Origin of the sequence: Streptomyces sp. NPDC047706 (genome assembly GCF_043204795.1) — a bacterium.
GTDB lineage: Bacteria > Actinomycetota > Actinomycetes > Streptomycetales > Streptomycetaceae > Streptomyces.
This window is the reverse complement of the sequence record NZ_JBIDCW010000004.1, coordinates 67,955-94,933: the sequence shown is the minus strand read 5'-3', so window position 1 is coordinate 94,933 and position 26,979 is coordinate 67,955. Positions and strand designations below refer to the sequence as shown.

The following is a 26,979-nucleotide window of genomic DNA, read 5'->3' as shown; positions in this document are numbered from 1 at the left end:
TGAACCCCGTCCGTGGCACCGTTCGTGTGACAGGACGAGGTCGTCGTACTGACGCACAGTGTGCGCCATGAAGACCGGTGTGAAGACCGCCGTCGGTGCCGGCACGCGGACCGGGGCGAGCCTGCCGCAGGGCGGGGACAGGCGTACCGGCCGCCGGCGGGCGCGGCTGGTCGCGGGCGTGTTGCTCGGGCTGCTCGTGGGCGGCCTCGCCGTGGGCGGGCTGCTGTGGCTTCAGCGCCCGCAGCCGCGGCCGGCGCCGCCGCCCGAACCCGGCCCGGCCGAGCTGGCGCTGGCCGCGGTCCATGCCGGGGTGCCGCCCGAGCCACGGGATCTGGCGGTGCTGATCGAGGAGCGCGAACGGCGGCTGCGGGAGCATCCCCGGGACGCCCGGTCGTGGGCGGTGCTCGGCATGGCGTACGTGGAGCGGGGACGGCGGACCGCCGACGCCGCGAACTACCCGACCGCGGAACGGGCGCTGCGGACCTCCCTGAAGGTGTGGCCGGGCAACGCCGGGGCGCTGGAGGGCATGACGGCGCTGGCGAACGCGCGCCGGGACTTCCGGGCGGCGCGGACCTGGGGCGAGGCCGCGCTGAAGGCGGACCGCAAGCGCTGGACGACGCACTCGCTGCTGATCGAGGCGTACACGGGCCTCGGCGACTACAAGGCCGCCCGCAGCACCCTGGACCGGCTCCAGAAGATGCACTCCGGTACGGCGGTGATGGTCCGGTCGGCCGCCGTGTACTGGGACCGGGGCTGGCGTGAGGACGCGCTGGCCACCCTGTCCGACGCGGCGGCGACCGCCGAGGCGCCGGCCGAGCGGGCGGCCTGGCTGGAGCGGGCCGGGCAGCTCGCCTGGGAGCGCGGGGAGCGGGAGGTGGCCCTGCGGCACTTCGAGGAGGCGCTGCGCGCCGACCCCGGCCAGCGGGCCGCGCAGGCCGGGCAGGCGCGCGCGCTGGCGGCGCTGGGACGGACGTCGGAGGCGTTGCGGGCGTACCGGGGGGCGGTGGCCGAGCGGCCGTCGCCGCAGTACGCGCTGGAACTGGGCGAGCTGTACGAGTCGCTGGGGCTGGAGCAGGCGGCCCGTGCCCAGTACGACCTGCTGCACACGCAGGTCCGCAGCGCCGCCGCCGGCGGGGTGGACGAGGAACTGGTGCTGGGCCGCTACGAGGCCGATCACGGCGACCCCGAGGAGGCCGTGCGGCTGCTGCGCGCCGAGTGGCGCAAGCAGCCCGGCATCGCCGTGGCCGACGCCCTGGGGTGGGCGCTGCACCGCGCGGGCGAGCACGAGGAGGCGCTGGAGTACGCGGTGCGGGCGACCGACAAGGAGCACGGCGGCGGGGTGCGCAGCGCGCTGTACGCCTATCACCGCGGGATGATCGAGAACACTCTGGGGCTGCAGGGGCCCGCGCGGCGGCATCTGCGGGAGGCGCTGCGGATCAACCCGTACTTCTCGCCGCTGTTCGCGCCGTTGGCGCGGGAGAAGCTCAACGCGCTGGGCGAACCGCCGGAGGTGCCGGTTCCGGCGGCCTGACCCCGGCTGTCAGAGGTTGCCGCGCCTTTCCTGCTCGCGCTCGATGGCCTCGAAGAGGGCCTTGAAGTTGCCCTTGCCGAAGCCCATCGAGCCGTGCCGCTCGATGATCTCGAAGAAGACGGTCGGACGGTCCTGGACCGGCTTGGTGAAGATCTGCAGCAGATAGCCGTCCTCGTCGCGGTCGGCGAGGATCTTCAGCTCACGCAGCGTGTCGATCGGCACGCGGGTCTCGCCGGCCCACTCCCCCAGCGTGTCGTAGTACGAGTCGGGGGTGTCCAGGAACTGCACGCCGGCCGCCCTCATCGTGCGCACGGTCTGCACGATGTCGTTCGAGTTGAGCGCGATGTGCTGGACGCCCGCGCCGCCGTAGAACTCCAGGTACTCGTCGATCTGGGACTTCTTCCTGGCGACGGCGGGCTCGTTGATCGGGAACTTGACCTTGAGCGTGCCGTCCGCGACCACCTTCGACATCAGCGCGCTGTACTCGGTCGCGATGTCGTCGCCCACGAACTCCTTCATGTTCGTGAAGCCCATGACCTTGTTGTAGAAGCCGACCCACTCGTTCATGCGGCCGAGCTCGACGTTGCCCACGCAGTGGTCGATCGCCTGGAAGGTGCGCCGGGCGGGCGGCTCGACCATCGGTTCGGCGGCGACGAAGCCGGGCAGGTACGGGCCGTCGTAGCCGGACCGCTCGACCAGGGTGTGCCGGGTCTCGCCGTACGTGGCGATGGCGGCGAGGACGACCGTGCCGTGCTCGTCCTTGAGCTCGTACGGCTCGGCGACCGGGCGGGCGCCCTGCTCGACGGCGTAGGCGAACGCGGCCCGCGCGTCCGGCACCTCGATCGCGAGGTCGACGACGCCGTCGCCGTGCGCCGCCACGTGCTCGGCGAGGAAGTGGCCCCAGGTGGTGGCGGGCTTGATCACCGAGGTGAACACGAACCGGGCGGAGCCGTTCTCCAGCACGTAGGCCGCGGTCTCACGGCTGCCGTTCTCCGGTCCGGAGTAGGCGACCAGCCGCATGCCGAACGCGGTGGAGTAGTAGTGCGCGGCCTGCTTGGCGTTGCCCACGGCGAACACGACCGCGTCCATCCCCTTGACCGGGAAGGGGTCGGCCTGCCGTGCGGTGTCGGGAGTGTGGTGTGTGGTCTGCGTCATGGCCGCAGCGTCTCGCCGGGCACACAAGGTGCGCAATAGTTGGCGTCCTCACTGGGCAATATGACCAGCGGATTCCGCGATTCGGCGGACGCTCTGTACAGGATGACCATGTCGGGAGGCGGCCATGGCGATCGATCAGCTGGACGGGCGGATCATCGTGCTGCTCGCGCGGGAGCCACGGATCGGCGTGCTGGAGATGTCCCGCAGGCTCGGGGTCGCGCGGGGCACCGTGCAGGCCCGGCTGGAGCGGCTTCAGTCGAATGGCGTCATCCGCGGATTCGGTCCGCAGGTGGACCCCGCGGCGCTCGGCTATCCGGTCACCGCCTTCGCCACCCTCCAGATCCGGCAGGGACAAGGCCCCGACGTACGGGCGCACTTGGCGACCGTGCCGGAGGTGCTGGAGCTGCACACCACGACCGGCAGCGGGGACATGCTGTGCCGGCTGGTGGCCCGCTCGAACGCCGATCTCCAGCGGGTGATCGACCGGGTCGTCGGTTTTGATGGGATCGTGCGGGCCGCCACGGCGATCGTGATGGAGAACCCCGTTCCGCTGCGGATCATCCCGCTGGTGGAGCAGGCGGCACTTCATGAGTGAACGAACGATCAACGGGAAGGCGACCGCCGGGAGTGACCTAGCTGCGGGGTGATGGTGTGTGAATTTCTGGGAGTATCTCGGCAACCGCCATCAGCAGATCCTCACCGACGCCTACCAGCACGCCAGCGTCGTCTTCCAGTGCATGGTGTTGGCGACGGCGATCGGCGTGCTCATCGGCGTGGTCACCTACCGCTCCGAATGGGCCGGGAACCTGGCGACCCTCTCCACCTCGACCATCCTCACCATTCCGTCGCTGGCCATGATCGGTCTGCTGATCCCCCTGGTGGGACTCGGTGTGCCGCCGACCGTGATCACCCTGACGCTCTACGGGCTGCTGCCGATCGTGCGTAACTCGATCGTGGGGCTGCGGGGCGTCGACCCGGCGCTGGTGGACGCGGCCACCGGCATCGGGATGTCCCGGACCAGGCGGCTGACGCGGGTCGAGCTGCCGCTCGCCTGGCCGCCGATCCTGACCGGCATCCGGGTCTCCACGCAGATGCTGATGGGCATCGCGGCCATCGCCGCGTACGCCTCCGGTCCCGGCCTGGGCAACCTGATCTTCCGAGGGCTCGCCTCCCTGGGCAGCAGCAACGCGCTGAACCAGGTGCTCGCGGGGACCGTCGGGATCATCGTCCTGGCCCTGCTGTTCGACGCCGCGTACGTACTGATCGGGCGGCTGACCATTTCGAGGGGGATCCGTGTCTGAGTCCGCGTCCCACGGGGCGACCATCGAGCTGGAGAACCTCACCAAGCGGTACCCCGGCAATCCGCAGCCGGCCGTGGACAACGTCAGCATGGAGATCAAGGCGGGCGAGACCGTCATCTTCGTCGGCCCGTCCGGGTGCGGTAAGTCGACGACGCTCAAGATGATCAACAGGTTGATCGAGCCGTCGGGGGGCCGCATCCGGATCAACGGTGAGGACGTGACCCACATCGATCCGGTCAAGCTGCGCCGCAAGGTCGGCTATGCGATCCAGGCGTCCGGCCTCTTCCCGCACATGACGGTCGCCCAGAACATCGCCCTCGTGCCGGGGATGATCGGCTGGCCGAAGGCTCGCATCCGTGACCGGGTCGAGGAGATGCTCGATCTCGTCGGGCTCGATCCGGGCGAGTTCCACGGCCGCTACCCGCGCCAGCTGTCCGGCGGGCAGCAGCAGCGGGTGGGCGTGGCGCGGGCGCTCGCCGCGGATCCGCCCGTGCTGCTGATGGACGAGCCGTTCGGAGCGGTGGACCCGATCACCCGGGACCACCTCCAGGACGAGCTGATCCGGCTCCAGCGCGAACTGCACAAGACGATCGTGTTCGTCACGCACGACTTCGACGAGGCGATCAAGCTGGGCGACCGGATCGCGGTCCTGCGGGAGCGTTCGCACATCGCGCAGTTCGACACACCGGAGGCGATCCTCACCAACCCGGCGGACGACTTCGTCTCCGGGTTCGTGGGCGCCGGGGCGGCGCTGAAGCGGCTGAACCTCACCCGCGTCCGGGACGTGGAGATCACCGACTACCCGACGGTGACCGTGGACGACCCGCTGCAGAGCATCTTCAACCGGCTCCGCTCCAGCGGTACGAACGAGATCCTGCTGCTGGACAAGCGGGGCCGCCCCTACAAGTGGCTCAGGCGGGGCGATCTGATGCGGGCCAAGGGCTCGCTGGCGCGGGCCGGAACCCTGGTCCACGACACGGTGACCCGGGACGCGACCCTGCGGGACGCGCTGGAGGCCGTCCTGACGGACAACACCGGGCGGGTCGCGGTGACCGGGCGGCGCGGCGAGTACACGGGCGTCGTCGACATGGAGACGCTGATGAACTCCGTGCACGAGTTGCTGGAGGCCGACCGGCTGGACGCCCTGGAGCACCAGCACGACCTGGAGGAGACGCGGGCCGGCCAGACGCACGCGGAACAGGAGGGTCACGGAGGGGAGCCCAAGGCGTGACCACCTCTTCGGAGCAGAACCGTCCCCCCGGCGAGCACGACGTCAAAGGGCATGTCTTCCGGGACGAGGGCGAGGTGCCCGGCGACCAGGAGCCGCCTCCCCCGCCGAGCCGGACGGCCCCCCGCCTCACCTGGCAGAAGCTGACCTTCCTGCCGTCCTTCATCGTGGTCGTCCTGCTGGCGACCTGGCTGTGGTTCCGGCAGGCCGACCTGGACACGATCTCCGAGAACGCGCTGTCCGGCGGCCAGGTGTCGCAGGCGCTGTGGCAGCACATCCAGCTGACCGCGATCTCCACGTTCTTCGTGCTGATCATCGCGATCCCGCTGGGCATCCTGCTCACCCGCAAGACGTTCCGGAAGGTCACCCCGGTGGCGATGGCCTTCGCCAACATGGGCCAGGCGACCCCGGCGATCGGCCTGCTCGCGCTGCTGGTGATCTGGCTGGGCATCGGCCGCAGGGCGGCCCTGATCGGCATCATCGTCTACGCCATCCTGCCCGTGCTGTCGAACACGATCTCCGGCCTCAAGGCGAACGACCCCGCACTGCTGGAGGCGGCCCGGGGCATCGGCATGTCACCGGCGGGAGTGCTGGCCAGGGTGGAGCTGCCGCTGGCGGTCCCGCTGATCCTGGCGGGCGTCCGCACGGCGCTGGTCCTGAACGTCGGTACGGCGACGCTCGCGACCTTCGGGGGCGGAGGCGGCCTGGGTACGCTGATTACCACCGGCATCACCAGTCAGCGGATGCCCGTGCTGATCCTGGGATCCATCCTCACCGTCACCCTCGCCCTGCTGGTGGACTGGCTGGCCTCGCTGGCGGAACTGCTGCTGCGGCCACGAGGACTGGAGGTGAGCACATGAGGCGGTTGCTGTATCTCACCATGGCAGTGGTGCTGGCCTCGGGCTGCGGGCTGACCAGCGGCTCCCCGATGGTCGACGACGTGCGGCCCGGGTCGATCGGGCAGGGCGAGCCGCTGAAGGGCGCCGACCTGACGGTCACCTCGAAGGAGTTCACCGAGCAGCTGATCCTGGGCGCGATCATGGGGATCGCCTTCGAGGCGGCGGGCGCGGAGGTCCTGGACCGGACCGGCATCCAGGGCTCGGTGGGGTCGCGCGAGGCGGTCAAGAGCGGTGAGGCGGACGCCGTGTTCGAGTACACGGGCACGGCCTGGATCACGTACATGGGCAACAGCAAGCCCATCGCCGACCCGCGGCAGCAGTGGAAGGCGGTGCGCGACGCGGACCGGGAGAACGGCCTGACCTGGCTGGAGCCGTCGACCCTGAACAACACCTACGCCCTGGCGATGAACCAGGCCAACGCCAAGAAGTACGGCACGAAGACCCTCTCGGACGTGGCCGCGCTGTCGAAGTCCGACCCGGCGGCCGTGACGCTGTGCGTGGAGGGCGAGTTCGCCAACCGCGCGGACGGGCTGCCGGGCATGCAGAAGGCGTACGGCATGAACATCCCGCCGTCCCGGGTCACCCAGATGGACACCGGCATCATCTACACCCAGACGGCGAAGGGGGGGTGCACCTACGGGGAGGTCTTCACCACCGACGGCCGCATCAAGTCGATGAACCTGGTGGTGATGGAGGACGACAAGAAGTTCTTCCCCAACTACAACGCCGCCCCCGTGATCAACACGAACACCCTCGAGGAGTGGCCGGCGATCGCGGACATCCTCGACCCGATCACGAAGAAGCTGAACAACTCCGTGGCCCAGAGCCTCAACGCGAAGGTCGACGTGGACGGGGAGGATCCGCATCAGGTCGCGCTGGACTGGCTGGTGCAGGAGGGGTTCGTGAAGGAGGGCTGACCACGCGTACAGGAATCACTTACAAAGAACCTCTTGCAAAGAAGGCTTTGCAAGCATAGCTTTGTACGCATGACCGAGCCCCGGGATCGCCAGATCCGCAGCCTCGACGCCCGCTCCCTGCGAGGCCTCGCCCACCCCCTTCGCATGCAGTTGCTCCGCGCCCTGCGGCAGGACGGGCCGGCCACCGCCTCACTGCTCGCCGAACGGCTCGGCGAGTCCAGCGGTGCCACCAGCTACCACCTGCGGCAGCTCGCCGCGCACGGATTCGTCGAGGACGCGCCGGAACACGGCAAGGGCCGGGAGCGGTGGTGGCGGGCGGCCGACGCGGGCATCAGCTTCGACTCCGGCCTGCTCGCCGGCGCGGACCCGGCCACCCGTGGCGCCGCCGACACCTTCCTGCACGAGATCGCGTCCACGCACGCCCGCGAGCTGGCCACCTGGGTGGGCACACGGGAGGACTGGCAGCCCGCCTGGGCGCAGGCCACCGACATGAGTGACTGGACGCTCCGCCTGACCCCCGACCGGGCCAGGGAACTCATCGGCAGGATGCACGAGTTGCTCGAGGACTACCGGGACGAGGAGGACGCGCCCGGAGCGGAGCGGGTCCGCGTCCACACACACACCTTCCCCATCGGCACGGAGACGGAGAGGTCCCGATGACACACCCCGCCACCCATCTCGCCCTGCACGCACGCTCCGCCGACCTCCGCGCACGGGCCGACGCCCACCGCCTCGCCTCGCAGGTCAGGCGCCGGGGCGAACTGCGCACGCGGCTCGGCTGGACCCTCGTGGAAGTGGGGCTGCGGCTCGCGACCCCACCGAGGCCGGCGCTCGCGGGCTAGTGCCGCAACAGGCAGCGTTCGCCCCCTCGCGACGCCCGGCACGCACTCTCGCCGCACCGGACGCCGCTCCTCAACGGGCGATCGTTGCCTGCCGCGGCACCAGGGGCAGGCGCTAACAGCTGGGGACCCGGCCCGTCCCCTTCTCCAGAGCGGTCAGCGACTGGACCGCGCCCTTCAGGGTCTTGACCGGGATCAGGCGCAGGCCCTTGGGGAGTTCGGACTTGGCGTCGGCGCACTCGGCGCTCGGGACGAGGAACACGGTGGCGCCGTCGCGGCGGGCGGCCTGGGTCTTCAGGGCGACGCCGCCGACCGCGCCCACCGTGCCGTCGGCCTCGATGGTGCCCGTGCCGGCGACGGTACGGCCACCGGTGAGGTCACCGCCGCTGCCGTCGCCCTCCAGCTTGTCGATGATGCCGAGGGAGAACAGGAGTCCGGCGCTCGGGCCGCCCACGTCGGCGAGTTCCAGTTCGACCTTGATGTCCTTGTCCTGGACGCCGAGGTAGGTGAGCGCGGCCTCGGTCGCCGCGTTCTGGGACTCGCGCATCTGGGCCTCGTTGTGCTGTTCGATCTCCTTGACGGTGTCGCCGCTCGGGTAGACCGCGTCCCGGGGCATGACCGCCTGGTCGGAGCGCCACCAGCCGTCGATCACGGCGCCGAGACCGACCCGGGTGTCCGGGCTGGTGGCCTCGATCGTCGTCATCCGCAGCTGCCCGCTGGTCTCCCGGGTGGGAGCGCCGGAGATCGTGATCACCGGCGTGCCCTGGTCCTCGCCGAGCACATTCGCCGTCATGCCCGGCTGCGCCACCGAGAACGGCAACGGCGCGAGCACGGCGGCGGCGATCAGACCGGCGACGGGCAGTGCGCAGACGGCGAGGGCCTGGGGACGCGTGAGACGAGAGAGCACGAGGTCAATCTAACGCGCGGGGGTGTTCGAAACATCGCGGGTCCGGATCACCTCGCTCGTCAGCGCAGCGCCTCCGCCACCTCCCTGGCCGCGTCCACCACCCTCGGGCCGACCCGTTCCGGGACCGCGTCCGCGAGCATCACCACGCCCACGCTGCCCTCCACGCCGGTCACACCCACCAGGGGGGCGGCGGCGCCGCAGGCGCCTGCCTCCAGTTCGCCCTGGGTGAGGGTGTAGCCGGGGTCGCTGTGCGGGCGCTGACGGGCGGCCAGGATCGCCTTGCCCGCGGCGCCCCGGTCCAGGGGGTGGCGGAAGCCCGCCCGGTAGGCCACGTGATAGTCCGTCCAGGTCGGCTCGACCACCGCGACGGCCAGCGCCTCCGCCCCGTCCACCAGCGTCAGGTGCGCCGTCGCCCCGATGTCCTCGGCCAGCGACCGCAACGCCGGCAGCGCGGCCTCCCGTACCAGCGGATGCACCTGTCGTCCGAGACCCAGCACACCCAGCCCGACCCGGGCGCGCCCGCCCAGATCGCGGCGCACCAGCGCGTGCTGCTCCAGCGTGGCCAGGAGGCGGTACACGACGGTGCGGTTGACGCCCAGCTTGGTGGACAGCTCCGTGACGGTCAGCCCGTGGTCCGTGTCGGCCAGCAACTTGAGGACGCGCAGTCCCCGGTCGAGCGTCTGAGAGGTCTCCGCGGTCACGACGCCCACTCCTTCAGTGGTGAGGTCGGCAGCCTTGTCGTGGCGGATGCGTCGCCGAGTCCCGTCAGCGACGCGCTTCAGAGGCTGCCGATCGGCTGACGGCCCGGCCGGTGGTCCGGGCCCAGTCGCTTCACGGCTGCGCTCCGCGGCGGCGCTGCCACGGGGCGTGTGCGTAGCGGGACAGTAGCGAGCCGGTTCGCTCAGCGGAAGCCTCCGTCCAGAATCCGGTCAGGGACCGGGGTGGGGTACTCCGGTTTGCCCTGATACATACGGCGCGCGGCGCCTCGACGGGCGCGGGGAACCGCGCGGGCGACCACGGGCGACCCGCGGCCGGACGCGAGGGTGCACCCCGGCCGGACACACGGCGCCGGCGTCAGCGCATCCGCGTGGCCCACTCCTGCACCTTGGCGATCCGCTGGCGCAGTTGCCCCGCCGTCGCCTCCGCGCTCGGCGGCCCCCCGCACACCCGGCGCAGTTCGGTGTGGACGACGCCGTGCGGCTTGCCGCTCTGGTGGACGTACGCCCCCACCATGGTGTTGAGCTGCCGCCGCAGCTCCATCAGTTCCTTGTGGCTGACCACGGGCCGCCGCTCGGCGGGCATTTCCAGCAGGTCGGCCTCGGCGTCCGGCTTCCGGCGGCTGTGCGCGATCTGCCGCGCCTGCCGCTTCTGGAGCAGGAGTTGCACCTGGTCGGGTTCGAGCAGCCCCGGAATGCCGAGGTAGTCCTGCTCCTCCTCGCTCCCCGGGTGGGCCTGCATCCCGAACTCGGCGCCGTTGTACATGACCCGGTCGAAGACGGCGTCGGATTCGAGGGCCTCGAAGGGGAGCATGTCCTGCTCCCCGGTGTCCTCGTCCTTCTGCTGCTCCGCCTCCGCAAGGAGCTTGTCCTCCTCGGCGTACGGGTCCTCCTCGCCGTCCTTCTTCGGCTTGTCGAGCACGTGGTCGCGCTCGCGTTCCATCTCGCCTGCGAACGACAGCAGGTCGGGCACGGTCGGCAGGAACACGGACGCGGTCTCGCCACGCCGCCGCGACCGCACGAACCGGCCGACGGCCTGCGCGAAGAACAGCGGCGTCGAGATGGTGGTCGCGTACACCCCGACCGCCAGCCGCGGTACGTCGACGCCCTCGGAGACCATCCGCACCGCGACCATCCAGCGGTCGGTGTTGTGGCTGAACTCGTCGATCCGGCCGGACGCGCCGGCGTCGTCGGACAGCACCAGGGTCGCCTTGTCGCCGGTGATGTCCCGGATGAGCTTGGCGTACGCCCGTGCCGAGTCCTGGTCGGAGGCGATGACGAGGGCGCCGGCGTCCGGGATCGCCCTGCGCACCTCGGTCAGCCGCTGGTCGGCGGCGCGCAGCACGGCCGGCATCCACTCGCCGCGCGGATCGAGCGCGGTACGCCAGGCCTGGCTGATCGCGTCCTTGGTCATCGGCTCGCCGAGCCGCGCCTCGATCTCGTCCCCGGCCTTGGTCCGCCAGCGCATGTTGCCGCTGTAGGAGAGGAAGATGACGGGCCGCACGACGTTGTCCGCGAGTGCGGAGCCGTATCCGTAGGTGTAGTCGGCGGCGGACCGCCGGATCCCGTCGGCCCCCTCCTCGTACGCCACGAAGGGGATGGGGTTGGTGTCGGACCGGAACGGCGTACCCGTCAGGGCCAGCCGCCGGGTCGCCGGTTCGAAGGCCTCGAGACAGGCCTCGCCCCAGGACTTGGAGTCACCGGCGTGGTGGATCTCGTCGAGGATCACGAGGGTCTTGCGCTGCTCGACTCGGTTGCGGTGCAGCATCGGCCGCACACCCACACCCGCGTACGTCACCGCGACGCCGTGGTACTCCTTGCCGAGCGGCCCCGCGCTGTACTCGGGATCGAGCTTGATCCCTATCCGCGCCGCCGCCTCCGCCCACTGCTTCTTCAGATGCTCGGTGGGCGCGACCACGGTCACCTGCTGCACGACATGGTGGTGCAGCAGCCAGGACGCCAGCGTCAGCGCGAAGGTCGTCTTGCCGGCGCCGGGCGTGGCCACCGCCAGGAAGTCACGCGGCTGCTCCTGGATGTACTTCTCCATCGCGCCCTGCTGCCAGGCACGCAGCTTGCCGGCGGTACCCCAGGGGGCACGGCCGGGAAAGGCGGGCGAGAGGTGATGGGAGGAGGAAGCGGTCATGGGCGTGGGCCCGTGGGGCCCTCCGTTATGGGTGGTGGCGGGCGACGGGTGGGCGGTAGTCACGGTCTCCGTGGGGGTCGAACGGCCGGTCTGGGTATGACAACCGGGCCACCCTACCGGCGGCCCCCTCCGCTCCCGCAGCGAACTCCCCCGCCTCACCCACGGGTGGGACCGACGTCACAGCTCCCTCAGCCGCCCCGCGATCCGCCCCACGTCCCCCTCGGCACCGGACGCCACATCGACCACTGCGTCGGCCAGGTCTTCGAGGGCCCGCCGGAGGTCGTCCGGGAGTGGAAGGGCGAGCTCGCGCACGGGTGGGAGGCTACGCGGCGCGCTCCGCCCGGGGCGAGCGCGTCACGGCTCGCTCACCGCTCCCGCACCCGGGTCGTCACCCACGCCCCCACCAGCGCCACCGCCGCCATCGGCAGGAACACCGCGGCGAACGCCGCCGGGTGGGAGGCCGTGGCCGTGGCCGCCGTGTGCGTCACCGCGCCGCCCCCGAGGGCCGCGAAGGCCGCGCCGCCGGCGGCCAGGAGGAGGATGTTGGAGAGGCCGTCGGAGATCTGGAGGGCCGCGGAGTTGGTGCCGGCCTGGTCGGGGGCGGAGAGCTTCAGCAGCAGGACGCTGGTGGAGGAGATCACCAGGCCCATGCCGAGGCAGCCGAAGCCCCAGGCGACGGCGACGATCCACACCGGAACGGAGTCGAGCAGGACGCTCGGGGCGGTGGCGATGGCCGCCGCGACCAGCAGCATGCCCAGCGTCATGAGGCCTTCCCGGTACGGCTCCAGGCGGGGCCGCGACTGCAGCCACGAACCCAGCGCCCAGGTCGCCCCGCCCGCCGCGAGGGAGAATCCGGCCAACGTCGGGGAGAGGCCCCGCTGCGTGACCAGCATCAGCGGCACGAAGGACTCCGCGGCGATGAACGCCCCCGCGGCGACGCCGCGCAGCAGGACGACCGAGGGCAGCCCGCGCGCCGCCCGGTAGGTGCCGCGCGGGAGGAGCCCCCGCACTGCCGGGATCAGCAGCGCGGCGCCTGCCACGCCGGGCAGCAGCGACAGCCAGCGCAGGTCCTGGGCCGCGTACTGGAGCAGGCCGGCGCCGAAGGAGATGCCGAGGGCGAGGCGGATGCGCCGGCCGGCGAAGGAACCCTGTGCCGCCCCGTCCCCGCCCCGCACCGCTCCGGAGGCCCGCGTCCGTATCTGCGGGAGCGCGAGCGCCAGCGGGAGCAGGACCAGCACCGGTGTCCCGAGGAACACCCAGCGCCAGCCCAGCTGTTCGGTCACCGCGCCCGCCACGAGCGGCCCGACCACCGACGGCACCACCCAGCTCGCCGCGAACGCCGCCATGATCGCCGGCCGCATCCGCTCCGGGTAGACACGCCCGACCACGACGTACAGGGCCACGATCACCATCCCGCCGCCGAGCCCCTGCACCGCCCGCCCGAGGATGAACAGCCACATCGCCCCCGCCGTCCCGGACAGCACCAGCCCCGCGGCGAAGGCGCCGATGCCGGCCGTGAGCGGGCCGAGAGGGCCCCGCCGGTCCGACCACTGCCCCGCGAGCACCATGGCGAACAGGCTCGTCGTGAAGTACCCGGAGAAGGCGAACGCGTACAGCGACACCCCGTCCAGTTCGCGCGCCGCCACCGGCATCGCCGTGCCCACGGCCGTCGCCTCGAAGGCGATGAGCAGCACCACCGAGACGATGCCCACGCTCAGCGCCCGGTACGACCGGCCGAGCACGCCCTCGCCGTCGGGTTCCGGCGGAAGCACGGGGGCGTCTGCGACCTCGGTGTCGCGGGGGTTCAGGGCAGCCATGCCTGCCAGCGTAAGGTGCACAACGGGATGTGACCCCTGTCGGGAGACGGTGATCGCCTCAGCCCTTGGTCGTAGACCCCGCCGTTCGTGAACGGCACATGGCAGTCCTGTTGCACCGCCCCGCCCTTCCTTGAGCGCCGCCCGCCCCGGGCCTACCGTCGAGGCACGTCCTCAGCACACGGCCGTGTGCCCGAGTGGTCCCAGGGACTCGCCTGCAAAGCGAGGTACGCGGGTTCGAATCCCGCCACGGCCTCCAGTCACCCATCGGTGGGCCGGCTACAGCACCCCGCCCGCCTCGTCCTGGAACAGCTCCGTCCAGTAGTGCCGGCCGGAGCGGTCGGCCGAGCCCGTCGGGTCGACCCTGCGCAGGACGTCGATCATCGTCGCGGCCAGCTGGTCGTACGTCTCCGTCGTCAGCTCGTGGTCCGTCGCCGCGTCGATCGCCTTCTCGCGGTGCAGCAGCCACAGGGTGAAGGCCAGGGTGGACATGTCCGTGTTGAGGGGGTACAGCCTCGCATCGGGCTCGCTCCAGTTCAGGACCTCGCCCGTGGCTCCGTCGACGACCAGGCTGTTGTCCTCGATGAGATGGCCGAGGCGTATCAGGTGGTCCGCGCGGCCGGGGAGCCGCTCGGTGGGGAAGTCGCCGGGGCGCTCGTCGGTGCAGTACTCCCTGAGGGTCGGCAGCGGGACGTCCGAGTCCAGGTAGAAGAGGAAGCCGTCCTCGGGCAGGCCGGTCTCACGGAGGAAGCGGCGGGTGGGCTCGTGGGTGAGGGTCATGGGGAAGTCCACCTCCTCGAAGCGGGCGATCCGGCCCGGGCCGAACTCCTGGTCGAGCAGGCGCGGGGGCAGGTCCAGGGCGAGGCCGGACTCCGTGCCGGGGCCGGCCATCAGGGCGAGCGGGCGGATCAGCGCCGCCATCCGCCAGTACGGCGGCATCGCGGCGTCCGGCCCCGTCCCCTCCTCGAACACCGCCAGCAGCTGCCGGGCCGCCTCCGCCACCGCCTTCGGTCCGAAGCGGCCGGCGTAGGAGGCGAACCGGCCCCGCACATCCGCCAGTTCCTCCGTGGCCGCGGCGAACCGCACCAGCGTCCGCAGCGACGGCGCCAGCGGGCGGCTGTCCATGAGCCCGGGGCGGTCGTGGAAGAAGTACGTCGTCGAGATCTCGCCGGTCGCGCCGTCGAGCAGCACGGACTCCGACTCCAGGCCTTCGGGCGCCAGGAGGCCGCCTATCACGAGCTGTTCACGCAGCCGGGCGCTCAGGCGGCCGGGGTCCGCCGTCGAGTCCGCCACCGTTCGCAAGCCGTCCCTGCGCAGGGCGTCGAACGTCAGCAGGGCGCTGTCGCCCGGCAGTCCGGGGCCCGTCAGCCAGCTGCGCGTCGGCGCGTGTGTGACGTGCGGGCCGAGTTGGTCCTCGGTCAGGGTGATCACCGCGGCAGCGGCGTCGATCGTGCTCATGGTTCCCCCGCGCATGGTTGTCCACGGGGTACGTCCGCCGTCCGTGCCCCGCGCGGCCGTCCCCACTGCCCAGAACACTACGCGCCACCACTGACAATCGCTCCGGCCTGCGAAAACACGGAGCGAACGACACCTGTCGAACGACGCCCCGGGCGCCGTCGTCCATGGGCGGAGCGCTCCGAGAAGGCCGCCGTCCCGCGCCCGCCGGAGCGCCGGCGGGCAGCGACCGGACCCCGGCGCCCCCGGAGTCACCGCCCCGTCACCACCGCCTCCTGCGGCCGGACCGGCGAGCTCACGCCCCCGCCGGCGCCCCACGAACCTCCGGCCGCCGGCTCGTCAGCCGCACCACGAGAGCCCCGCTCACTGCCCCGTCACCACCGCCGCCTGCGGCCGGATGGGCAAGCGGTTCACCGGACGGCCCGTGGCCGCCCGCACCGCCGAGGCGATCGCCGCCGGCGACGCCACCACCGGCGCCGCGCTGACCGCCTTCGCGCCGAACGGCGCGACCACGTCCCGCTCCTCGACCAGCTTGACGATCCGGATGTCGGGCGCGTCCAGTGCCGTCGGCAGGGCGTACCCGGTGAGGTCGGGGTGCCGTATCACGCCACGCGGCGTGCGCAGGTTCTCCGTGAGGGCGATGCCGACGCCCTGCGTGACGCCGGCCTCGATCCGTGCCGCCAGCTGCGCCGGGTTCAGCACCCGGCCGACGTCCTGCGCGACGGCCAGCTCCACCACCCGTACCGAGCCGATCTCGATGTCGACGTCCACCACGGCGCGCACGGCGCAGAACGCGAGCCCCACGAAGGCGTCGCCCTGCCCGCTCGCGTCCAGCGGCTCGGTGGGGTGGGGCCGGCACTGCGCGGTCGCCCACAGCTCCTTGCCGTCCAGCGCCTCGGTGACGGTCGTCGACAGCACTCCGTCGTACGAGGTGATCTTGCCGTCGGTGATCTGGAGCAGCTCGGTGGACATGCCGAACTTGTGCGCCAGCGGCTGGAGCAGTTGCGTGCGGACCATCTTCGCCGCGCGTTCCACGGCGCCGCCGGACACCCAGGTGTGCCGGCCGCGGCAGCCCGGGCCGGCGGGCGGCTGGTCGGTGTCGACGGGCGCCACGTGCACCTCGTCGACGCCGAGCGTCTCCTGGACGATCTGCCGGGCCAGCGTGGCGAAGCCCTGCCCGGTCTCGACGGCCGCGCAGAGCACGGTCGCCACGCCGTCCTGGACCTTGACGGTCGCCGTGGAGACCTCGTCGGCGCCCTCCGCGCCGAGCATGTGCACCATGCCGATGCCGTAGCCGACGCCCCGGCGCACCGCGCCCGGTTCGCCCGCGCCCTCGGGGCCGCCGGGCAGCAGCCACTCGTCGGCGGGCGTGTCCTTGGGGAGCTTGGGGAGCGGGAAGTCCCGTACCGCCTGGAGGAGTTCCGCGACCGGCGCCGGGCACGTCACCGTCTGGCCGGTGGGCAGCACGTCCCCTGTCGCCATGACGTTGCGCAGGCGCAGTTCGGCCGGTTCGAGACCGAGCTTCTTGGCCAGCTTGTCCATCTGCGCCTCGTAGGCGGCGCACACCTGCATCGCGCCCTCGCCGCGCACATGGCCGGAGGGCGGGTTGTTGGTGCGGACGGCCCAGCCCTCTATGAAGGCGTTCGGGACGACGTAGGGGCCGCAGGCGAAGGCCACCGCCGCGGCCAGTGCCTCCGCCGAGGTGTCGGCGTACGCGCCCGCGTCGAGCAGGATCTGCGCCTCGACCTTGACCAGCTTGCCCTCGGCGTCCGCGTGGTGGCGGTAGCGCAGCAGCGTGGGGTGGCGGTGCGTGTGGCCCAGGAAGGACTCCTCGCGCGTCGCCGCGAGCTTCACCGGGCAGCCGGTCTTCAGCGCCAGCAGGCCCAGCGGGAGCTGGAAGCCGGGGTCCTCACGGTCGGCGGTGGCACCGGGCACGCCGGTGACGACGACCCTGACGCGTTCGGGTTCCAGTCCGAAGCAGGCGGCGGCCCGGTCGCGGTCGGCGTGCGGGTCCGTGGACGCCAGGTACAGCTCGACGCCGCCGTCGGGACGCGGCACGGCGAGGCCGGCCTCGGCGCCGATGGGGGCCGGGTCCTGGCGGCCGATGCGGTACAGGCCCTCGACGACGACCTCGCCCTGCGCCTCGGCGTCGCCGTGCAGCAGCGGGATGTGCCGGATCAGGTTGCCGTCCGGGTGCAGCGGCTCGGCCTCGAAGGCCTGCTCGGGATCGGTCACCGGGTCGAGCACCTCGTACTCGACGATGACGGCGGCGGCCGCCATCCGCGCGGTGTCCGGGTGGTCGGCCGCGACGGCGGCGATGGGCTCTCCGTGGTGGCGTACGACCTCGGAGGCGAACACCGGGCGGTCGGCCTTGCCCCGTCCGTGCAACGGGGAGCCCGGGACGTCCTCGTGGGTGACGACGGCCCGTACGCCGGGCATCTCGCGCGCGTGGGTGGTGTCGACGGACACGATGCGCGCGTGCGGGTGCGGTGAGCGCAGCACGGCCGCCCAGAGCAGGCCCTCGGCCCACAGGTCGGCGGCGTACGGGAACGTGCCCTCGGTCTTGGCGCGGGAGTCGGCGGCGGCCAGTGAGGCGCCGAGGCCGTGCGGGAGCGGTTCCGGTGCGGGAACGGCCTCGGCGGTGGTGGTCGCGGTGGCGGCTTCGTTGCTCACGCCTGGCCTCCGTCCTGGCCCTGTCCGTACGGCTGGTCATGCGGTCCGGGCGGTGTCCCGGGGGACTCGAACGCCGAGGGGTTGACGCCGCCGGCCCCGGGGCCCGCCTGGTGCGGGATGCGCGGCTGGTCGGCGCCGGGTTCGGGCACCTCGGCCGCGGCGTGCGCCTCGCGTTCGGCGACGACGTCCTTGACGGCCTCGAGCACGGCCCGGTAGCCCGAGCAGCGGCACAGGTTCCCGCACAGCGCCTGGCGGGTCTCCAGCTCGGTCGGCGCCGGGTTGCCCTCCAGCAGGTCGTGCACCGTCATCGCCATGCCGGGCACGCAGAAACCGCATTGCACCGCACCGCACTTGGCGAGCGCCCGCTGCACGTCCGAGGGCTGCCCGTCGTCGGCCAGGCCCTCCACGGTGCGTACCTCGCTGCCGGCCGCGGTGACCGCGGGCACCAGGCAGGAGGCGACGAGCCGCCCGTCGACCTGGACGTTGCAGGCCCCGCACTCGCCCTGGGAGCAGCCGTCCTTGGCGCCCGCGAGGCCGAGCCGCTCACGCAGCACGTAGAGCAGCGACTCGCCGATCCACGCGTCGGTGACGGGGCGGTCGGCGCCGTTGACGCGCAGCACGAAGGAGGCGAGGGGGTGGTCGTCGTGCGAGGACGCGGCGGACGGTCCGGCCGCGCCGTCCGGCTCGCCGCCGGCGGTGCCGGGGGCCTGCTCCTCGGTGCGCTCCGGCCCGGCGTCCGCGTCCTCGGCCGGCGCGGGCCCTTCGGCAGGGCTCCCAGGCCCCTTGGGCGGGCCCTCAGGGGCGTCTGTGGAGCCGGGGGTGCCCGGGGCGGCCTTGCGCGCCTCGGCGGCCCTCCCGGCCGCCTCCACGGCCTCCTGGGCCCCGGGCGCCCCGTAACCGCCTCCGGTCCCCTCACCGCCCTCGGGAGCACCGTCCGCCGGGCGCTCCGCGTGGTCGCCGGCGTGGAACCGCTGCTCGTCGGGGTGTTCCCAGTGCTCTCCGGCCGGACCGGTGGCCCAGGGCGCCGCCGCGCCGCCGGGGAGCGTGGCCGGGGGTGTGCCGCCCCACTGCTCGACCAGGGCCGATGTCGTGAACTCGCCCGACTCGTCCGGAAGATCACCGTTCGCGACGGGGATCGACCACTGCCCGGTCACGTCGTGACCGGGCGCGGGGGCGGCCTGCGGCGGCCCGGTCTGGGCGTGGCCGGGGTGCCCGGCGCCCGGGTCGCCGGCGTCCGGGTGAGCGGCCTCCGGCCGGGCGTTCTCCTCGAAGGTCCACTGCCCGGTCGCCCCGGAGTCGTACGAGAAGCGGTCCTGTCCGCCGCCCCGGGGCACCCCGTTCGGGTCGGGCCACTGCGCACTCCCGGAGGGCACGTCCCAGGCGCCGGTGGCCGCGGGGTCGGTACCGGTGGCGGGCGTGACCGTTATCGGCGGCGGCACATAGCCGTGGCCGGGCGCGGCGAGCGGGCTGTCGGCGGCGGCCAGGAGCGCGTCGATGCCGCCCTCGGGGAGTTTCACGAAGGCGGTGGCGCCGTCGTCGTAGTCGCCCTGGGGCAGCGGGTCCCAGCGTCCACCGCCCTGGGGCGTGCCCTCTCCGTGCTGGTCGTCGGTCACGACAGCGCCCTCCCCAGTGCTCGTCGGGCCAGCGCGGCGACGGTGCGCCGCAGGTGCAGTACGGCAGGCGGAAGCTGCGGCACCGAGCCGTCCTCGGCCGGTGGCGCGTCGGGGATGCAGGCCGCGGCGACGTACTCGCCGAAGGCGGTGAGCGCCTCGGGGACGATCGCGCGGCTGTTGTCCCAGTCGATGAGCTGCGCGACCCACTGCTCGGCCTCCAGGGGCCGCAGCGGCATCGGCGCTATGGCGCCCACCGCGCACCGCACCCCGCGCCGGGCCGGGTCGAGGACCAGCGCCACGGAGGCGACCGCCCGCCCGGGGCCGGTGCGGCCGGTCGCCTTGAGGAAGACCTGCGGGGCGTGCAGCAGCGGCACGCGCACGTACCCGATGAGTTCACCGGCGCGGAGCATCTCCACGCCCGCCAGCAGATGCGACACCGGGAGCTCCCGGCGGGCTCCGCCCTGGCCGGCGACGACCAGTGTCGCCTCCAGGGCGGCCAGCACGGGGAGCGCGTCGCCGGTGGGGGCGGCGGTGGCGATGTTGCCGCCCAGGGTTCCGGCGTTGCGGATGTGCGGCGGGCCCGCGGCGCGCGCGGCGGCGGCGAGCGCCGGGATCAGGGCGGCGAAGTCGGGACGGCCCATACGCGCGTGCGTGAGGCCGGCGCCGAGCAGGGCGTGACCGTCCTGGTACTGCCAGCCGCGGATCTCGCTGATCCGGCCGAGGCCGACCAGCGCGGCGGGCCTGAGCTGGCCGGAGTTGACGGCGGTCATCAGATCGGTGCCGCCGGCCACGGGCACGGCGGCGGGCATGGCGGTGAGCGCCGCCACGGCCTCGTCCAGCGTTGCGGGCAGCGTGACGGACTGCGCCGCCTGCGGTGCGTGCGTGGTCAAACCGGCTGCCCCTTCCCGCTGCCCCACCTGGTCCCGCCTGTGTGGCCGTACGGTACGTGCCGACAGGGCGGACGTGGCAACTCTGGCACATCTTCGCAGGACCCGAGGACGGGGGTCCGCTAGGAGGCATTCGCCCACCTCATCGGGGAGATGGCCCGATTTGTACGCACATCGACGCGCATCCGCGGTCGGTAGGAATTGCCACTCTTCGGTGACCCTTGTCCGCTTTTTTGCCCGCCTGTTCGAGGCCTGCCGCTTTCGCGCCGGGGGGCCTACCTGTTCGGCGGCGCCCCCTCGATCGGGCGGCCCAGTATCCCGGGGCGCCGCTGCCAGGGCCGTGGCCCGGTGGGTGGGCGGTAGCCGACGCCCAGGGCGTCAAGTCGCCGGTAGTGGGCGGCCATCCGGCGTTCGAAGCCCGCGAAGTCCCGTTGCGCCGGGGCCGGCAGCTCGCTCCAGGCGACCTCGGCGAAGGCGGCGAGCCTCGGAAAGGCCTGGTAGTCCACCCGGGCCTGGTCCTCCGTCACCTCGGTCCACACGTTGGCCTGGGTGCCCAGGACATGCCGGGCCTCGTCCTCGGTGAGCTGCGGGGGGACCGGCTCGAAACGGTAGACGTCCTCCAGGGTGCGCACATAGCCGATCGGTACGGGTTCGTCCGCGCCGCCGGCCTGGCGGTGGTCGAGGTAGACCTGCTGCTCGGGGCACATCACGACGTCGTGACCGGCCCGGGCGGCGGCGATGCCGCCCGCGTATCCGCGCCACGACGACACCGCCGCCCCGGCGGCGAGCCCGCCCTCCAGGATCTCGTCCCAGCCGATGAGGCGGCGCCCGCGCGCGGAGAGCCAGGTGTCGAAGTGCCCGATGAACCACGACTGCAGCTCGTCCTCACCGGCCAGTCCCAGTTCCCGGATCCGCGCCTGCGCCGAGGGCGACTGCCGCCACTGGTCCTTCGGGCATTCGTCGCCGCCGACGTGAATGAACTCCGAGGGAAACAGCTCGAGGACTTCCTCGAACACGCCTTCGTAGAAGCGCAGGGTGTTGTCGGTGGGGGCGAGTACGTTCGCGGAGACCCCCCAGTCGTCCCAGACGGAGAGGCCGGTGCCCCCTGCCATGGATGCGAGCACGTCGGTGTTGCCGAGTTCCGGATACGCGGCGACGGCGGCCTGTGAGTGCCCCGGTACGTCGATTTCCGGGACGACGGTGATATGCCGCTCGGCGGCGTAGGCGACGATCTCCCGGATGTCGTCCTGGGTGTAGTAGCCACCGTGCGGCTTCTCCTCCCACAACGGCGAGGCCCGGTGGCCGAATTTGGTGCGGGACCGCCAGGCGCCCACCTCGGTCAGCCTCGGGTGCCGCTCGATCTCCAGGCGCCAGCCCTGGTCGTCCGTCAGATGGAAGTGGAAGACGTTGAGTTTGTGCGCGGCCATCAGATCCAGATAGCGCAGCACACCGTCCTTGGGCATGAAGTGCCGGGCCACATCGAGCATGAGGCCGCGCCAGCGGAATCGGGGTGAGTCCTCGATGATCTGGTGCGGGACGCCGAGGGTCAGGTCCGGCCGGACGGGCGCGCGCCGGAAGGCCTCCGGGCCCAGCAGCTGACGCAGCGTCTGCGCGCCCCAGAAGACGCCTGCCGGGTCACCACCACGGATCTCCACGCCCTGGCCGGCGGCGACGCTCAGCCGGTACGCCTCCGGCCCCAGCGAGGCGTCGACCAGCAGACGCACGCCCCGGGCGTCGCGCGGGCCGGGGCGCAGCGGCAGCCCCAGGGCCGCGCCGAGCGTGGCCCGCAGCCAGCGCTCGGTCGTCTCGGTGCCCGGTGCCGCCCACAGGGTGGAGTCCTCCTCCAGCAGGACCCCGCACCGGTGGGGGCCCTCGACGGCGCGCGGCGCCGGAATCAGTTCGCTCATCTCAGTCCTTCACCGCTCCACCCAGCCCCGACACGAGCCGGCGCTGCACCGACACGAAGAACACCAGCTCCGGAATCGTCATCACCGTGGACGCCGCCATCACGCCGCCCCAGTCCGGTTCCTCCGGCTTGTAGAAGACCAGCAGCGCCATCGGCAGCGTGGACTGCGACGTGTCGCTGATGATGTAGGACTTGGCGAACAGGAAGTCGTTCCAGGCCGAGATGAAGGAAAACACGCTCGTGGCCACCAGCCCCGGGAAGACCAGCGGGAAAAGGATCTGCCACAGGAATCGCGCCCGGCTCGTCCCGTCGATGTACGCCGCCTCCTCCAGCGCCTCGGGCACCGCTTTCACGAACCCTCGCAGCATCCAGATCGCGAAGGGCAGGGAGAAGGCGATGTGCGGCAGGATCAGCGCGCCCAGCGTGTTCAGCTGACCGAAGTCCCGCATCAGGAAGAACAAGGGGATCGCCAGTGCCTCCACGGGCACCGTCTGGGCCACCAGGAACATGATCAGCAGGGTGGTCCGGAAGCGGAACCGGAATCGTGTCACGGCCGTTGCCGCGAGAAACTCGATCAGCGCCGAGACGATCACGACGGTGCACGCGACGACGAGGCTGTTGACGAAGTACCGGCCGAATTCCTGCTGCCCGAAGACCCTCCGGAAGGAATCCAGGGACGGGGTGAGGGTCCATGGCCGAGGGTTCACCGACTCGATCTCCCCGGCCGGTTTGAAGGCGCTGAGCACCATCCAGTAGCCAGTAGAGGGGGAAGGCGACCAGCGCGGCGATCAGCAGCGCCGCCGCCTCGGCAGCGGTCCGCCACGGCCTGCGCACCATGCCGCTCAGAAGATTCACAGCTCCTCCCCCCTGCCTGCGCAGCAACCGCAGATACCCGAGCGTCACCGCGAGCAGGATCAGCAGCATCACGACGCCGATCGCCGAGCCGAGGCCGTACTGCGAGGACGCGAACGCCTGCTGGTAGGCGTAGACGTTCAGGACGAGGTTCTGTCCCGCGATGCCGCCGCCGTTCGTCATGACGTAGATCTGGGTGAAGACCTTGAAGTCCCAGATGACCGACTGGATGGTGACGACCACCAGGATCGGGCGGAGCATCGGCGCCAGCACCGAACGCCGCATCCGCCACTGCGAGGCGCCGTCGAGCGCGGCGGCCTCCAGCACCTCCACCGGCACGGCGCGGATACCCGCGTACACCGTGACCATCACGAACGGGAAGGAGCACCGGACCACTTCGAGCAGGACGAGCAAGAAGGCGCGTCGGTCCGGTAGTACAGGGCGCGCACGCCCACGAAGTAGGGGGCACCGTAGATCCTGCCGTCCACCGTCACCGACTGCCTGGCGGTCGGGGCGGTGTCCTTGGCCTCGCTCCAGGAGGTGAAGTCCTCGGTGACGTCCTCCAGTCCGCCGTCCTTCACATAGCCGGCGGTGTCGGTGTTGCCGTACTCGATGACGTCGGGAGCGCTGCCGGGGTCGTTGAAGGCGGCCTTGATGCGCTGGGCGCGGGTCTCGACCGGGATGTACTCGACGGTGACCTCGGTGCCCTCGTGCACCTTCTCGAAGCCGTCGACCACCAACTGGACGACCTGCTCCTTCGGCTTGTTGTCGACCTCCTGGAACACCCAGACGCGCAGCGTGCCGGTCTGCTCGTCCCTGCCGGAGCCGGAGTCGCCGGATGTCTGCGGGGCGCAGGCGGCGGTGACCAGGACGGCCGCGACGGCGGCCAGTCGGACGGACAGCTTCATGGAGTGCCTCCGCGGGGTGTCGCACCAAGCCGTTGCAACATGCGCAATGGCGGTTTCGCCCTGCACAACAACAAGCCGGAGGCTATGAACTACATGGACATGCCCACAAGAGGTCTCAACCACTTCGTGACATGAAGGGCGCCAGAACGAAGAGGCCCCCGGGGCGCGCCGCAGCGCACCCCGGGGGCCTCCCGAGCCGGACGGACAGCGATCAGGCGGTCACTTGTCGCCGCCCTTGCCACCCTTGCCCTTGTCGTCCCCGCCGGCGCCCATGGACTCGTAGATCTCCTTGCACATGGGGCACACGGGGTACTTCTTCGGATCGCGACCCGGCACCCAGACCTTGCCGCACAGCGCCACGACGGGCGTGCCGTCGAGGGCGCTCGCCATGATCTTGTCCTTCTGGACGTAGTGGGCGAAGCGCTCGTGGTCACCGTCGCCGTGGGAAGTCTGCGGCGTGGGCTCGACGAGGGTCCCCGTACCAGTCCCGCGCTCGGGCTCGAGAGTGCTCATAGGGCCAAGGGTACTGAAGCCCGCCGGCAACGGTTGCGCGAAGGGCGTGGGTCAGTTGAGGGAGGGGTCGTCGGGGTACGTGGCCACCATCGCCAGCTCGTTGCGCTGCCGGCGCAGCACCTCGCGCCACAGCCGTTCGGGGAACGGCGAATAGACGTCGCCGGGCTCGGACTCCACCACGTACCAGGCGCCCTCGGCCAGTTCGTCCTCCAGCTGGCCGGGGCCCCAGCCCGCGTACCCGGCGAAGATCCTCAGCGAGCCGAGGGCGGAGGCCAGCAGCTCGGGCGGCGCCTCCAGGTCGACCAGGCCGATCGCGCCGTGCACCCGCCGCCAGCCGAGCGGGGCGTCGCCGGACGCGCCCCCGGGGATGACCGCCACGCCGAGTGCGGAGTCCAGCGAGACCGGGCCGCCCTGGAACACGACGCCGGGCTCCCCGGCCAGGTCCGCCCAGCCCTCCAGGATGTCGCCGACGTCCACCGGGGTCGGCCGGTTGAGGACGACACCCAGCGAGCCCTCCTCGTCGTGGTCGAGAAGGAGCACGACCGCACGGTCGAAGTTCGGGTCCGCCAGGGCGGGGGTGGCCACGAGCAGCCGCCCTGTGAGCGAGGACACCTCGGTCATGCCAGACATGATCCCGCATCTTCGCCTCAGGTGGGGAGCCAATGCGGCGGGGGGAGTGAACACGGCCGTGACGCAAAGGTGTGGCCTGGTAAGGCCTCGTCCGAGGGTGGTGGGGGGAGAGGGGAGGGCGGACGGGAGCGCCCCGGCGCACGGGCTCCGTCCCGGCGGCCCCCGTGACCCCATGTGCCCGATACCGAACGGTTCGTGTTGTGACAGAGCTATGACAGTGCTGAGTCGTCCTCGGGCTTACGGCAGGGGGGTCGGCGGCGATTACTCTGTCTCTCCGGCCCTTGCCCAACTCATCGGAACGCGAGATACATGACCGTCAACGACGATGTCCTGCTTGTCCACGGCGGAACCCCGCTGGAGGGCGAGATCCGTGTCCGCGGTGCGAAGAACCTCGTACCGAAGGCCATGGTCGCCGCCCTGCTCGGCAGCGCGCCGAGCCGGCTGCGCAACGTCCCGGACATCCGTGACGTCCGCGTCGTCCGTGGGCTGCTCCAGCTGCACGGCGTGTCGGTGCGTCCGGGCGAGGAGCCGGGCGAACTGGTGCTCGACCCGACGCGGGTGGAGAGCGCGAACGTCGCCGACATCGATGCCCATGCGGGATCCAGCCGTATCCCGATCCTGTTCTGCGGCCCGCTGCTGCACCGCCTCGGCCACGCCTTCATCCCCGGCCTCGGCGGCTGCGACATCGGCGGCCGGCCCATCGACTTCCACTTCGACGTGCTGCGGCAGTTCGGCGCCACGATCGAGAAGCGGGCGGACGGGCAGTACCTGGAGGCGCCGCAGCGTCTGCGCGGTACGAAGATCCGGCTCCCGTACCCGTCCGTCGGCGCGACCGAGCAGGTGCTGCTGACCGCCGTCCTCGCGGAGGGCGTCACGGAGCTCTCGAACGCGGCCGTGGAGCCGGAGATCGAGGACCTGATCTGCGTCCTGCAGAAGATGGGCGCCATCATCGCGATGGACACCGACCGGACGATCCGCATCACCGGTGTGGACCAGCTCGGCGGCTACGCCCACCGCGCCCTGCCGGACCGGCTGGAAGCCGCCTCCTGGGCCTCCGCGGCCCTGGCGACCGAGGGCAACATCTACGTCCGGGGCGCGCAGCAGCGGTCCATGATGACGTTCCTCAACACCTACCGGAAGGTGGGCGGTGCCTTCGAGATCGACGACGAGGGCATCCGTTTCTGGCACCCCGGCGGCCAGTTGAAGTCCATCGCCCTGGAGACGGACGTGCACCCGGGCTTCCAGACGGACTGGCAGCAGCCGCTGGTCGTGGCCCTCACCCAGGCAACGGGCCTGTCCATCATCCACGAGACGGTCTACGAGTCCCGTCTCGGCTTCACCTCCGCCCTCAACCAGATGGGCGCCCACATCCAGCTCTACCGCGAGTGCCTCGGCGGCTCGAACTGCCGCTTCGGGCAGCGCAACTTCCTGCACTCGGCGGTCGTCAGCGGCCCCACCCGCCTCCAGGGCGCCGACCTGGTCATCCCCGACCTGCGCGGCGGCTTCTCGTACCTCATCGCCGCGCTGGCCGCCCAGGGCACGTCCCGGGTGCACGGCATCGACCTCATCAACCGCGGCTACGAGAACTTCATGGAGAAGCTCATGGAGCTGGGCGCGAAGGTGGAACTGCCGGGCAAGCCGCTCGGCTGACAGCGGGACGCACGAGTACGCCGATGGGGCGGCCACCCGGTCCGGGTGGCCGCCCCATCGGCGTTGTGCTGCGACGCCCTGAGGGGCGCGGGGAAGCGCGCGACGAGTCACTGCGGACCCGCCGCCGTCCGCGGCGCCGGTCCTGCGCGGCGCCGTGCGCCTACTTGCCCTTGGCCGATTCCTTGAGCTTCGAGCCCGCGGAGACCTTCACGCTGTAACCGGCCGGGATCTGGATCGGGTCACCGGTCTGCGGGTTGCGCGCGGTGCGAGCGGCACGGTGGGTGCGCTCGAAGGTCAGGAAGCCGGGGATGGTGACCTTCTCGTCGCCCTTGGAGACGATCTCGCCGACGACGTCGGCGAACGCGGCCAGCACGGCGTCGGCGTCCTTGCGGGTCACCTCGGCGCGGTCGGCCAGCGCGGCCACCAGCTCACTGCGGTTCAT

General features: G+C 71.9%; 23 protein-coding genes, 1 tRNA gene and 3 pseudogenes. 10 read left to right on the top strand and 17 right to left on the bottom strand.

Features of this window, described 5'->3' with window-relative positions:
• Window positions 1-67 precede the first annotated feature (67 nt).
• Complete coding sequence (locus ACGF8A_RS05920) at window positions 68-1,531, top strand: tetratricopeptide repeat protein (protein ID WP_393104657.1); 1,464 nt, start codon at window positions 68-70, stop codon at window positions 1,529-1,531.
• Window positions 1,532-1,540: 9 nt separating this feature from the next.
• On the opposite strand, the gene hppD is transcribed toward ACGF8A_RS05920, so the two are convergent.
• Entirely contained in the window at window positions 1,541-2,686 is a 1,146-nt protein-coding gene (gene hppD / locus ACGF8A_RS05915) for a 4-hydroxyphenylpyruvate dioxygenase (protein WP_393104655.1), read from the bottom strand.
• A gap of 124 nt (window positions 2,687-2,810) precedes the next feature.
• Between hppD and ACGF8A_RS05910 the strand changes: the two genes are divergently transcribed.
• From ACGF8A_RS05910 to ACGF8A_RS05880, 7 genes are all read left to right on the top strand, one after another.
• Window positions 2,811-3,281, top strand: coding sequence for an Lrp/AsnC family transcriptional regulator (locus tag ACGF8A_RS05910; RefSeq protein ID WP_393104653.1), 471 nt, complete (start codon window positions 2,811-2,813; stop codon window positions 3,279-3,281).
• Window positions 3,282-3,339: 58 nt separating this feature from the next.
• Window positions 3,340-3,987, top strand: a complete 648-nt coding sequence (locus tag ACGF8A_RS05905) for an ABC transporter permease (protein ID WP_393104651.1) — start codon at window positions 3,340-3,342, stop codon at window positions 3,985-3,987.
• Window positions 3,980-5,218 carry a betaine/proline/choline family ABC transporter ATP-binding protein gene (locus tag ACGF8A_RS05900; RefSeq protein ID WP_393104649.1) on the top strand — a complete coding sequence of 413 codons (1,239 nt, stop codon included), beginning with the start codon at window positions 3,980-3,982 and terminating at the stop codon, window positions 5,216-5,218. Before ACGF8A_RS05905 ends, ACGF8A_RS05900 begins: the two co-directional genes overlap by 8 nt.
• Window positions 5,215-6,075 carry an ABC transporter permease gene (locus ACGF8A_RS05895; RefSeq protein WP_393104647.1) on the top strand — a complete coding sequence of 287 codons (861 nt, stop codon included), beginning with the start codon at window positions 5,215-5,217 and terminating at the stop codon, window positions 6,073-6,075. The genes ACGF8A_RS05900 and ACGF8A_RS05895 overlap by 4 nt, the downstream gene beginning before the upstream one ends.
• Complete coding sequence (locus tag ACGF8A_RS05890; protein ID WP_393104645.1) at window positions 6,072-7,031, top strand: glycine betaine ABC transporter substrate-binding protein; 960 nt, start codon at window positions 6,072-6,074, stop codon at window positions 7,029-7,031. Before ACGF8A_RS05895 ends, ACGF8A_RS05890 begins: the two co-directional genes overlap by 4 nt.
• Before the next feature lie 69 nt (window positions 7,032-7,100).
• Window positions 7,101-7,691: an ArsR/SmtB family transcription factor gene (locus ACGF8A_RS05885; RefSeq protein WP_393104643.1), complete on the top strand. Its 591-nt coding sequence runs from the start codon at window positions 7,101-7,103 to the stop codon at window positions 7,689-7,691.
• Complete coding sequence (locus ACGF8A_RS05880; RefSeq protein WP_393104641.1) at window positions 7,688-7,873, top strand: hypothetical protein; 186 nt, start codon at window positions 7,688-7,690, stop codon at window positions 7,871-7,873. The genes ACGF8A_RS05885 and ACGF8A_RS05880 overlap by 4 nt, the downstream gene beginning before the upstream one ends.
• Window positions 7,874-7,985: 112 nt before the next feature.
• Here ACGF8A_RS05880 and ACGF8A_RS05875 read toward each other — a convergent pair whose 3' ends face one another.
• The 5 genes from ACGF8A_RS05875 to ACGF8A_RS05855 all read right to left on the bottom strand — a co-directional run bounded on the left by ACGF8A_RS05875 (window position 7,986) and on the right by ACGF8A_RS05855 (window position 13,453).
• On the bottom strand, window positions 7,986-8,777 hold the full coding sequence (locus ACGF8A_RS05875; RefSeq protein ID WP_393104639.1) for a S16 family serine protease: 792 nt from the start codon (window positions 8,775-8,777) through the stop codon (window positions 7,986-7,988).
• Window positions 8,778-8,836: 59 nt separating this feature from the next.
• A complete protein-coding gene (locus ACGF8A_RS05870; protein WP_393104637.1) occupies window positions 8,837-9,478 on the bottom strand; it encodes an IclR family transcriptional regulator in 642 nt (213 codons plus the stop codon).
• A 373-nt stretch (window positions 9,479-9,851) separates the two neighbouring features.
• Window positions 9,852-11,636, bottom strand: coding sequence for a DEAD/DEAH box helicase (locus ACGF8A_RS05865; RefSeq protein WP_393104635.1), 1,785 nt, complete (start codon window positions 11,634-11,636; stop codon window positions 9,852-9,854).
• Window positions 11,637-11,813: 177 nt separating this feature from the next.
• Window positions 11,814-11,948 carry a hypothetical protein gene (locus ACGF8A_RS05860; RefSeq protein ID WP_393104633.1) on the bottom strand — a complete coding sequence of 45 codons (135 nt, stop codon included), beginning with the start codon at window positions 11,946-11,948 and terminating at the stop codon, window positions 11,814-11,816.
• A 53-nt stretch (window positions 11,949-12,001) separates the two neighbouring features.
• Window positions 12,002-13,453 (bottom strand): MFS transporter, encoded by a 1,452-nt coding sequence (locus ACGF8A_RS05855; protein WP_393104631.1) that lies wholly within the window; start codon window positions 13,451-13,453, stop codon window positions 12,002-12,004.
• 180 nt (window positions 13,454-13,633) lie between these two features.
• Between ACGF8A_RS05855 and ACGF8A_RS05850 the strand changes: the two genes are divergently transcribed.
• A tRNA-Cys gene (locus tag ACGF8A_RS05850) sits at window positions 13,634-13,709 on the top strand.
• Window positions 13,710-13,729: 20 nt separating this feature from the next.
• On the opposite strand, the gene ACGF8A_RS05845 is transcribed toward ACGF8A_RS05850, so the two are convergent.
• From ACGF8A_RS05845 to ACGF8A_RS05800, 10 genes and pseudogenes are all read right to left on the bottom strand, one after another.
• Complete coding sequence (locus tag ACGF8A_RS05845) at window positions 13,730-14,908, bottom strand: SUKH-4 family immunity protein (protein ID WP_393104629.1); 1,179 nt, start codon at window positions 14,906-14,908, stop codon at window positions 13,730-13,732.
• Window positions 14,909-15,268: 360 nt separating this feature from the next.
• The gene (locus ACGF8A_RS05840; RefSeq protein WP_393104627.1) at window positions 15,269-17,578 is read right to left on the bottom strand and encodes a xanthine dehydrogenase family protein molybdopterin-binding subunit; all 2,310 of its coding nucleotides are present in this window, start codon (window positions 17,576-17,578) and stop codon (window positions 15,269-15,271) included.
• Window positions 17,575-19,191 carry a 2Fe-2S iron-sulfur cluster-binding protein gene (locus tag ACGF8A_RS05835; RefSeq protein ID WP_393104625.1) on the bottom strand — a complete coding sequence of 539 codons (1,617 nt, stop codon included), beginning with the start codon at window positions 19,189-19,191 and terminating at the stop codon, window positions 17,575-17,577. The genes ACGF8A_RS05840 and ACGF8A_RS05835 overlap by 4 nt, the downstream gene beginning before the upstream one ends.
• Entirely contained in the window at window positions 19,188-20,081 is an 894-nt protein-coding gene (locus ACGF8A_RS05830; RefSeq protein WP_393104623.1) for an FAD binding domain-containing protein, read from the bottom strand. The genes ACGF8A_RS05835 and ACGF8A_RS05830 overlap by 4 nt, the downstream gene beginning before the upstream one ends.
• Window positions 20,082-20,353: 272 nt before the next feature.
• Complete coding sequence (locus ACGF8A_RS05825) at window positions 20,354-21,985, bottom strand: beta-N-acetylhexosaminidase (RefSeq protein ID WP_393104621.1); 1,632 nt, start codon at window positions 21,983-21,985, stop codon at window positions 20,354-20,356.
• Between the two features lies 1 nt (window position 21,986).
• Window positions 21,987-22,839, bottom strand: a pseudogene (locus tag ACGF8A_RS05820) (carbohydrate ABC transporter permease).
• A 9-nt stretch (window positions 22,840-22,848) separates the two neighbouring features.
• Window positions 22,849-23,256, bottom strand: a pseudogene (locus tag ACGF8A_RS05815) (carbohydrate ABC transporter permease); the annotation flags it as partial.
• A 2-nt stretch (window positions 23,257-23,258) separates the two neighbouring features.
• Window positions 23,259-23,744, bottom strand: a pseudogene (locus ACGF8A_RS05810) (extracellular solute-binding protein); the annotation flags it as partial.
• A gap of 219 nt (window positions 23,745-23,963) precedes the next feature.
• Window positions 23,964-24,257 (bottom strand): DUF3039 domain-containing protein, encoded by a 294-nt coding sequence (locus tag ACGF8A_RS05805; protein WP_365454059.1) that lies wholly within the window; start codon window positions 24,255-24,257, stop codon window positions 23,964-23,966.
• Between the two features lie 51 nt (window positions 24,258-24,308).
• Entirely contained in the window at window positions 24,309-24,878 is a 570-nt protein-coding gene (locus ACGF8A_RS05800) for a YqgE/AlgH family protein (protein WP_393104618.1), read from the bottom strand.
• A 318-nt stretch (window positions 24,879-25,196) separates the two neighbouring features.
• Between ACGF8A_RS05800 and murA the strand changes: the two genes are divergently transcribed.
• On the top strand, window positions 25,197-26,537 hold the full coding sequence (gene murA / locus ACGF8A_RS05795; RefSeq protein ID WP_393104616.1) for a UDP-N-acetylglucosamine 1-carboxyvinyltransferase: 1,341 nt from the start codon (window positions 25,197-25,199) through the stop codon (window positions 26,535-26,537).
• A 160-nt stretch (window positions 26,538-26,697) separates the two neighbouring features.
• Here the strand turns inward: murA and ACGF8A_RS05790 are convergent, their stop codons facing one another.
• On the bottom strand, window positions 26,698-26,979 hold the full coding sequence (locus ACGF8A_RS05790; RefSeq protein WP_393104614.1) for an HU family DNA-binding protein: 282 nt from the start codon (window positions 26,977-26,979) through the stop codon (window positions 26,698-26,700).

What these genes read in the sequence shown, in the direction of transcription:
- ACGF8A_RS05845 (WP_393104629.1), bottom strand. Translation starts at nt 14,908, where the DNA reads ATGAGCACGATCGACGCCGCTGCCGCGGTGATCACCCTGACCGAGGAC.
- ACGF8A_RS05920 (WP_393104657.1), top strand. Translation starts at nt 68, where the DNA reads ATGAAGACCGGTGTGAAGACCGCCGTCGGTGCCGGCACGCGGACCGGG.
- ACGF8A_RS05825 (WP_393104621.1), bottom strand. Translation starts at nt 21,985, where the DNA reads ATGAGCGAACTGATTCCGGCGCCGCGCGCCGTCGAGGGCCCCCACCGG.
- ACGF8A_RS05910 (WP_393104653.1), top strand. Translation starts at nt 2,811, where the DNA reads ATGGCGATCGATCAGCTGGACGGGCGGATCATCGTGCTGCTCGCGCGG.
- ACGF8A_RS05890 (WP_393104645.1), top strand. Translation starts at nt 6,072, where the DNA reads ATGAGGCGGTTGCTGTATCTCACCATGGCAGTGGTGCTGGCCTCGGGC.
- ACGF8A_RS05805 (WP_365454059.1), bottom strand. Translation starts at nt 24,257, where the DNA reads ATGAGCACTCTCGAGCCCGAGCGCGGGACTGGTACGGGGACCCTCGTC.
- ACGF8A_RS05880 (WP_393104641.1), top strand. Translation starts at nt 7,688, where the DNA reads ATGACACACCCCGCCACCCATCTCGCCCTGCACGCACGCTCCGCCGAC.
- ACGF8A_RS05790 (WP_393104614.1), bottom strand. Translation starts at nt 26,979, where the DNA reads ATGAACCGCAGTGAGCTGGTGGCCGCGCTGGCCGACCGCGCCGAGGTG.
- ACGF8A_RS05865 (WP_393104635.1), bottom strand. Translation starts at nt 11,636, where the DNA reads ATGACCGCTTCCTCCTCCCATCACCTCTCGCCCGCCTTTCCCGGCCGT.
- murA (WP_393104616.1), top strand. Translation starts at nt 25,197, where the DNA reads ATGACCGTCAACGACGATGTCCTGCTTGTCCACGGCGGAACCCCGCTG.
- ACGF8A_RS05885 (WP_393104643.1), top strand. Translation starts at nt 7,101, where the DNA reads ATGACCGAGCCCCGGGATCGCCAGATCCGCAGCCTCGACGCCCGCTCC.
- ACGF8A_RS05800 (WP_393104618.1), bottom strand. Translation starts at nt 24,878, where the DNA reads ATGACCGAGGTGTCCTCGCTCACAGGGCGGCTGCTCGTGGCCACCCCC.
- hppD (WP_393104655.1), bottom strand. Translation starts at nt 2,686, where the DNA reads ATGACGCAGACCACACACCACACTCCCGACACCGCACGGCAGGCCGAC.
- ACGF8A_RS05855 (WP_393104631.1), bottom strand. Translation starts at nt 13,453, where the DNA reads ATGGCTGCCCTGAACCCCCGCGACACCGAGGTCGCAGACGCCCCCGTG.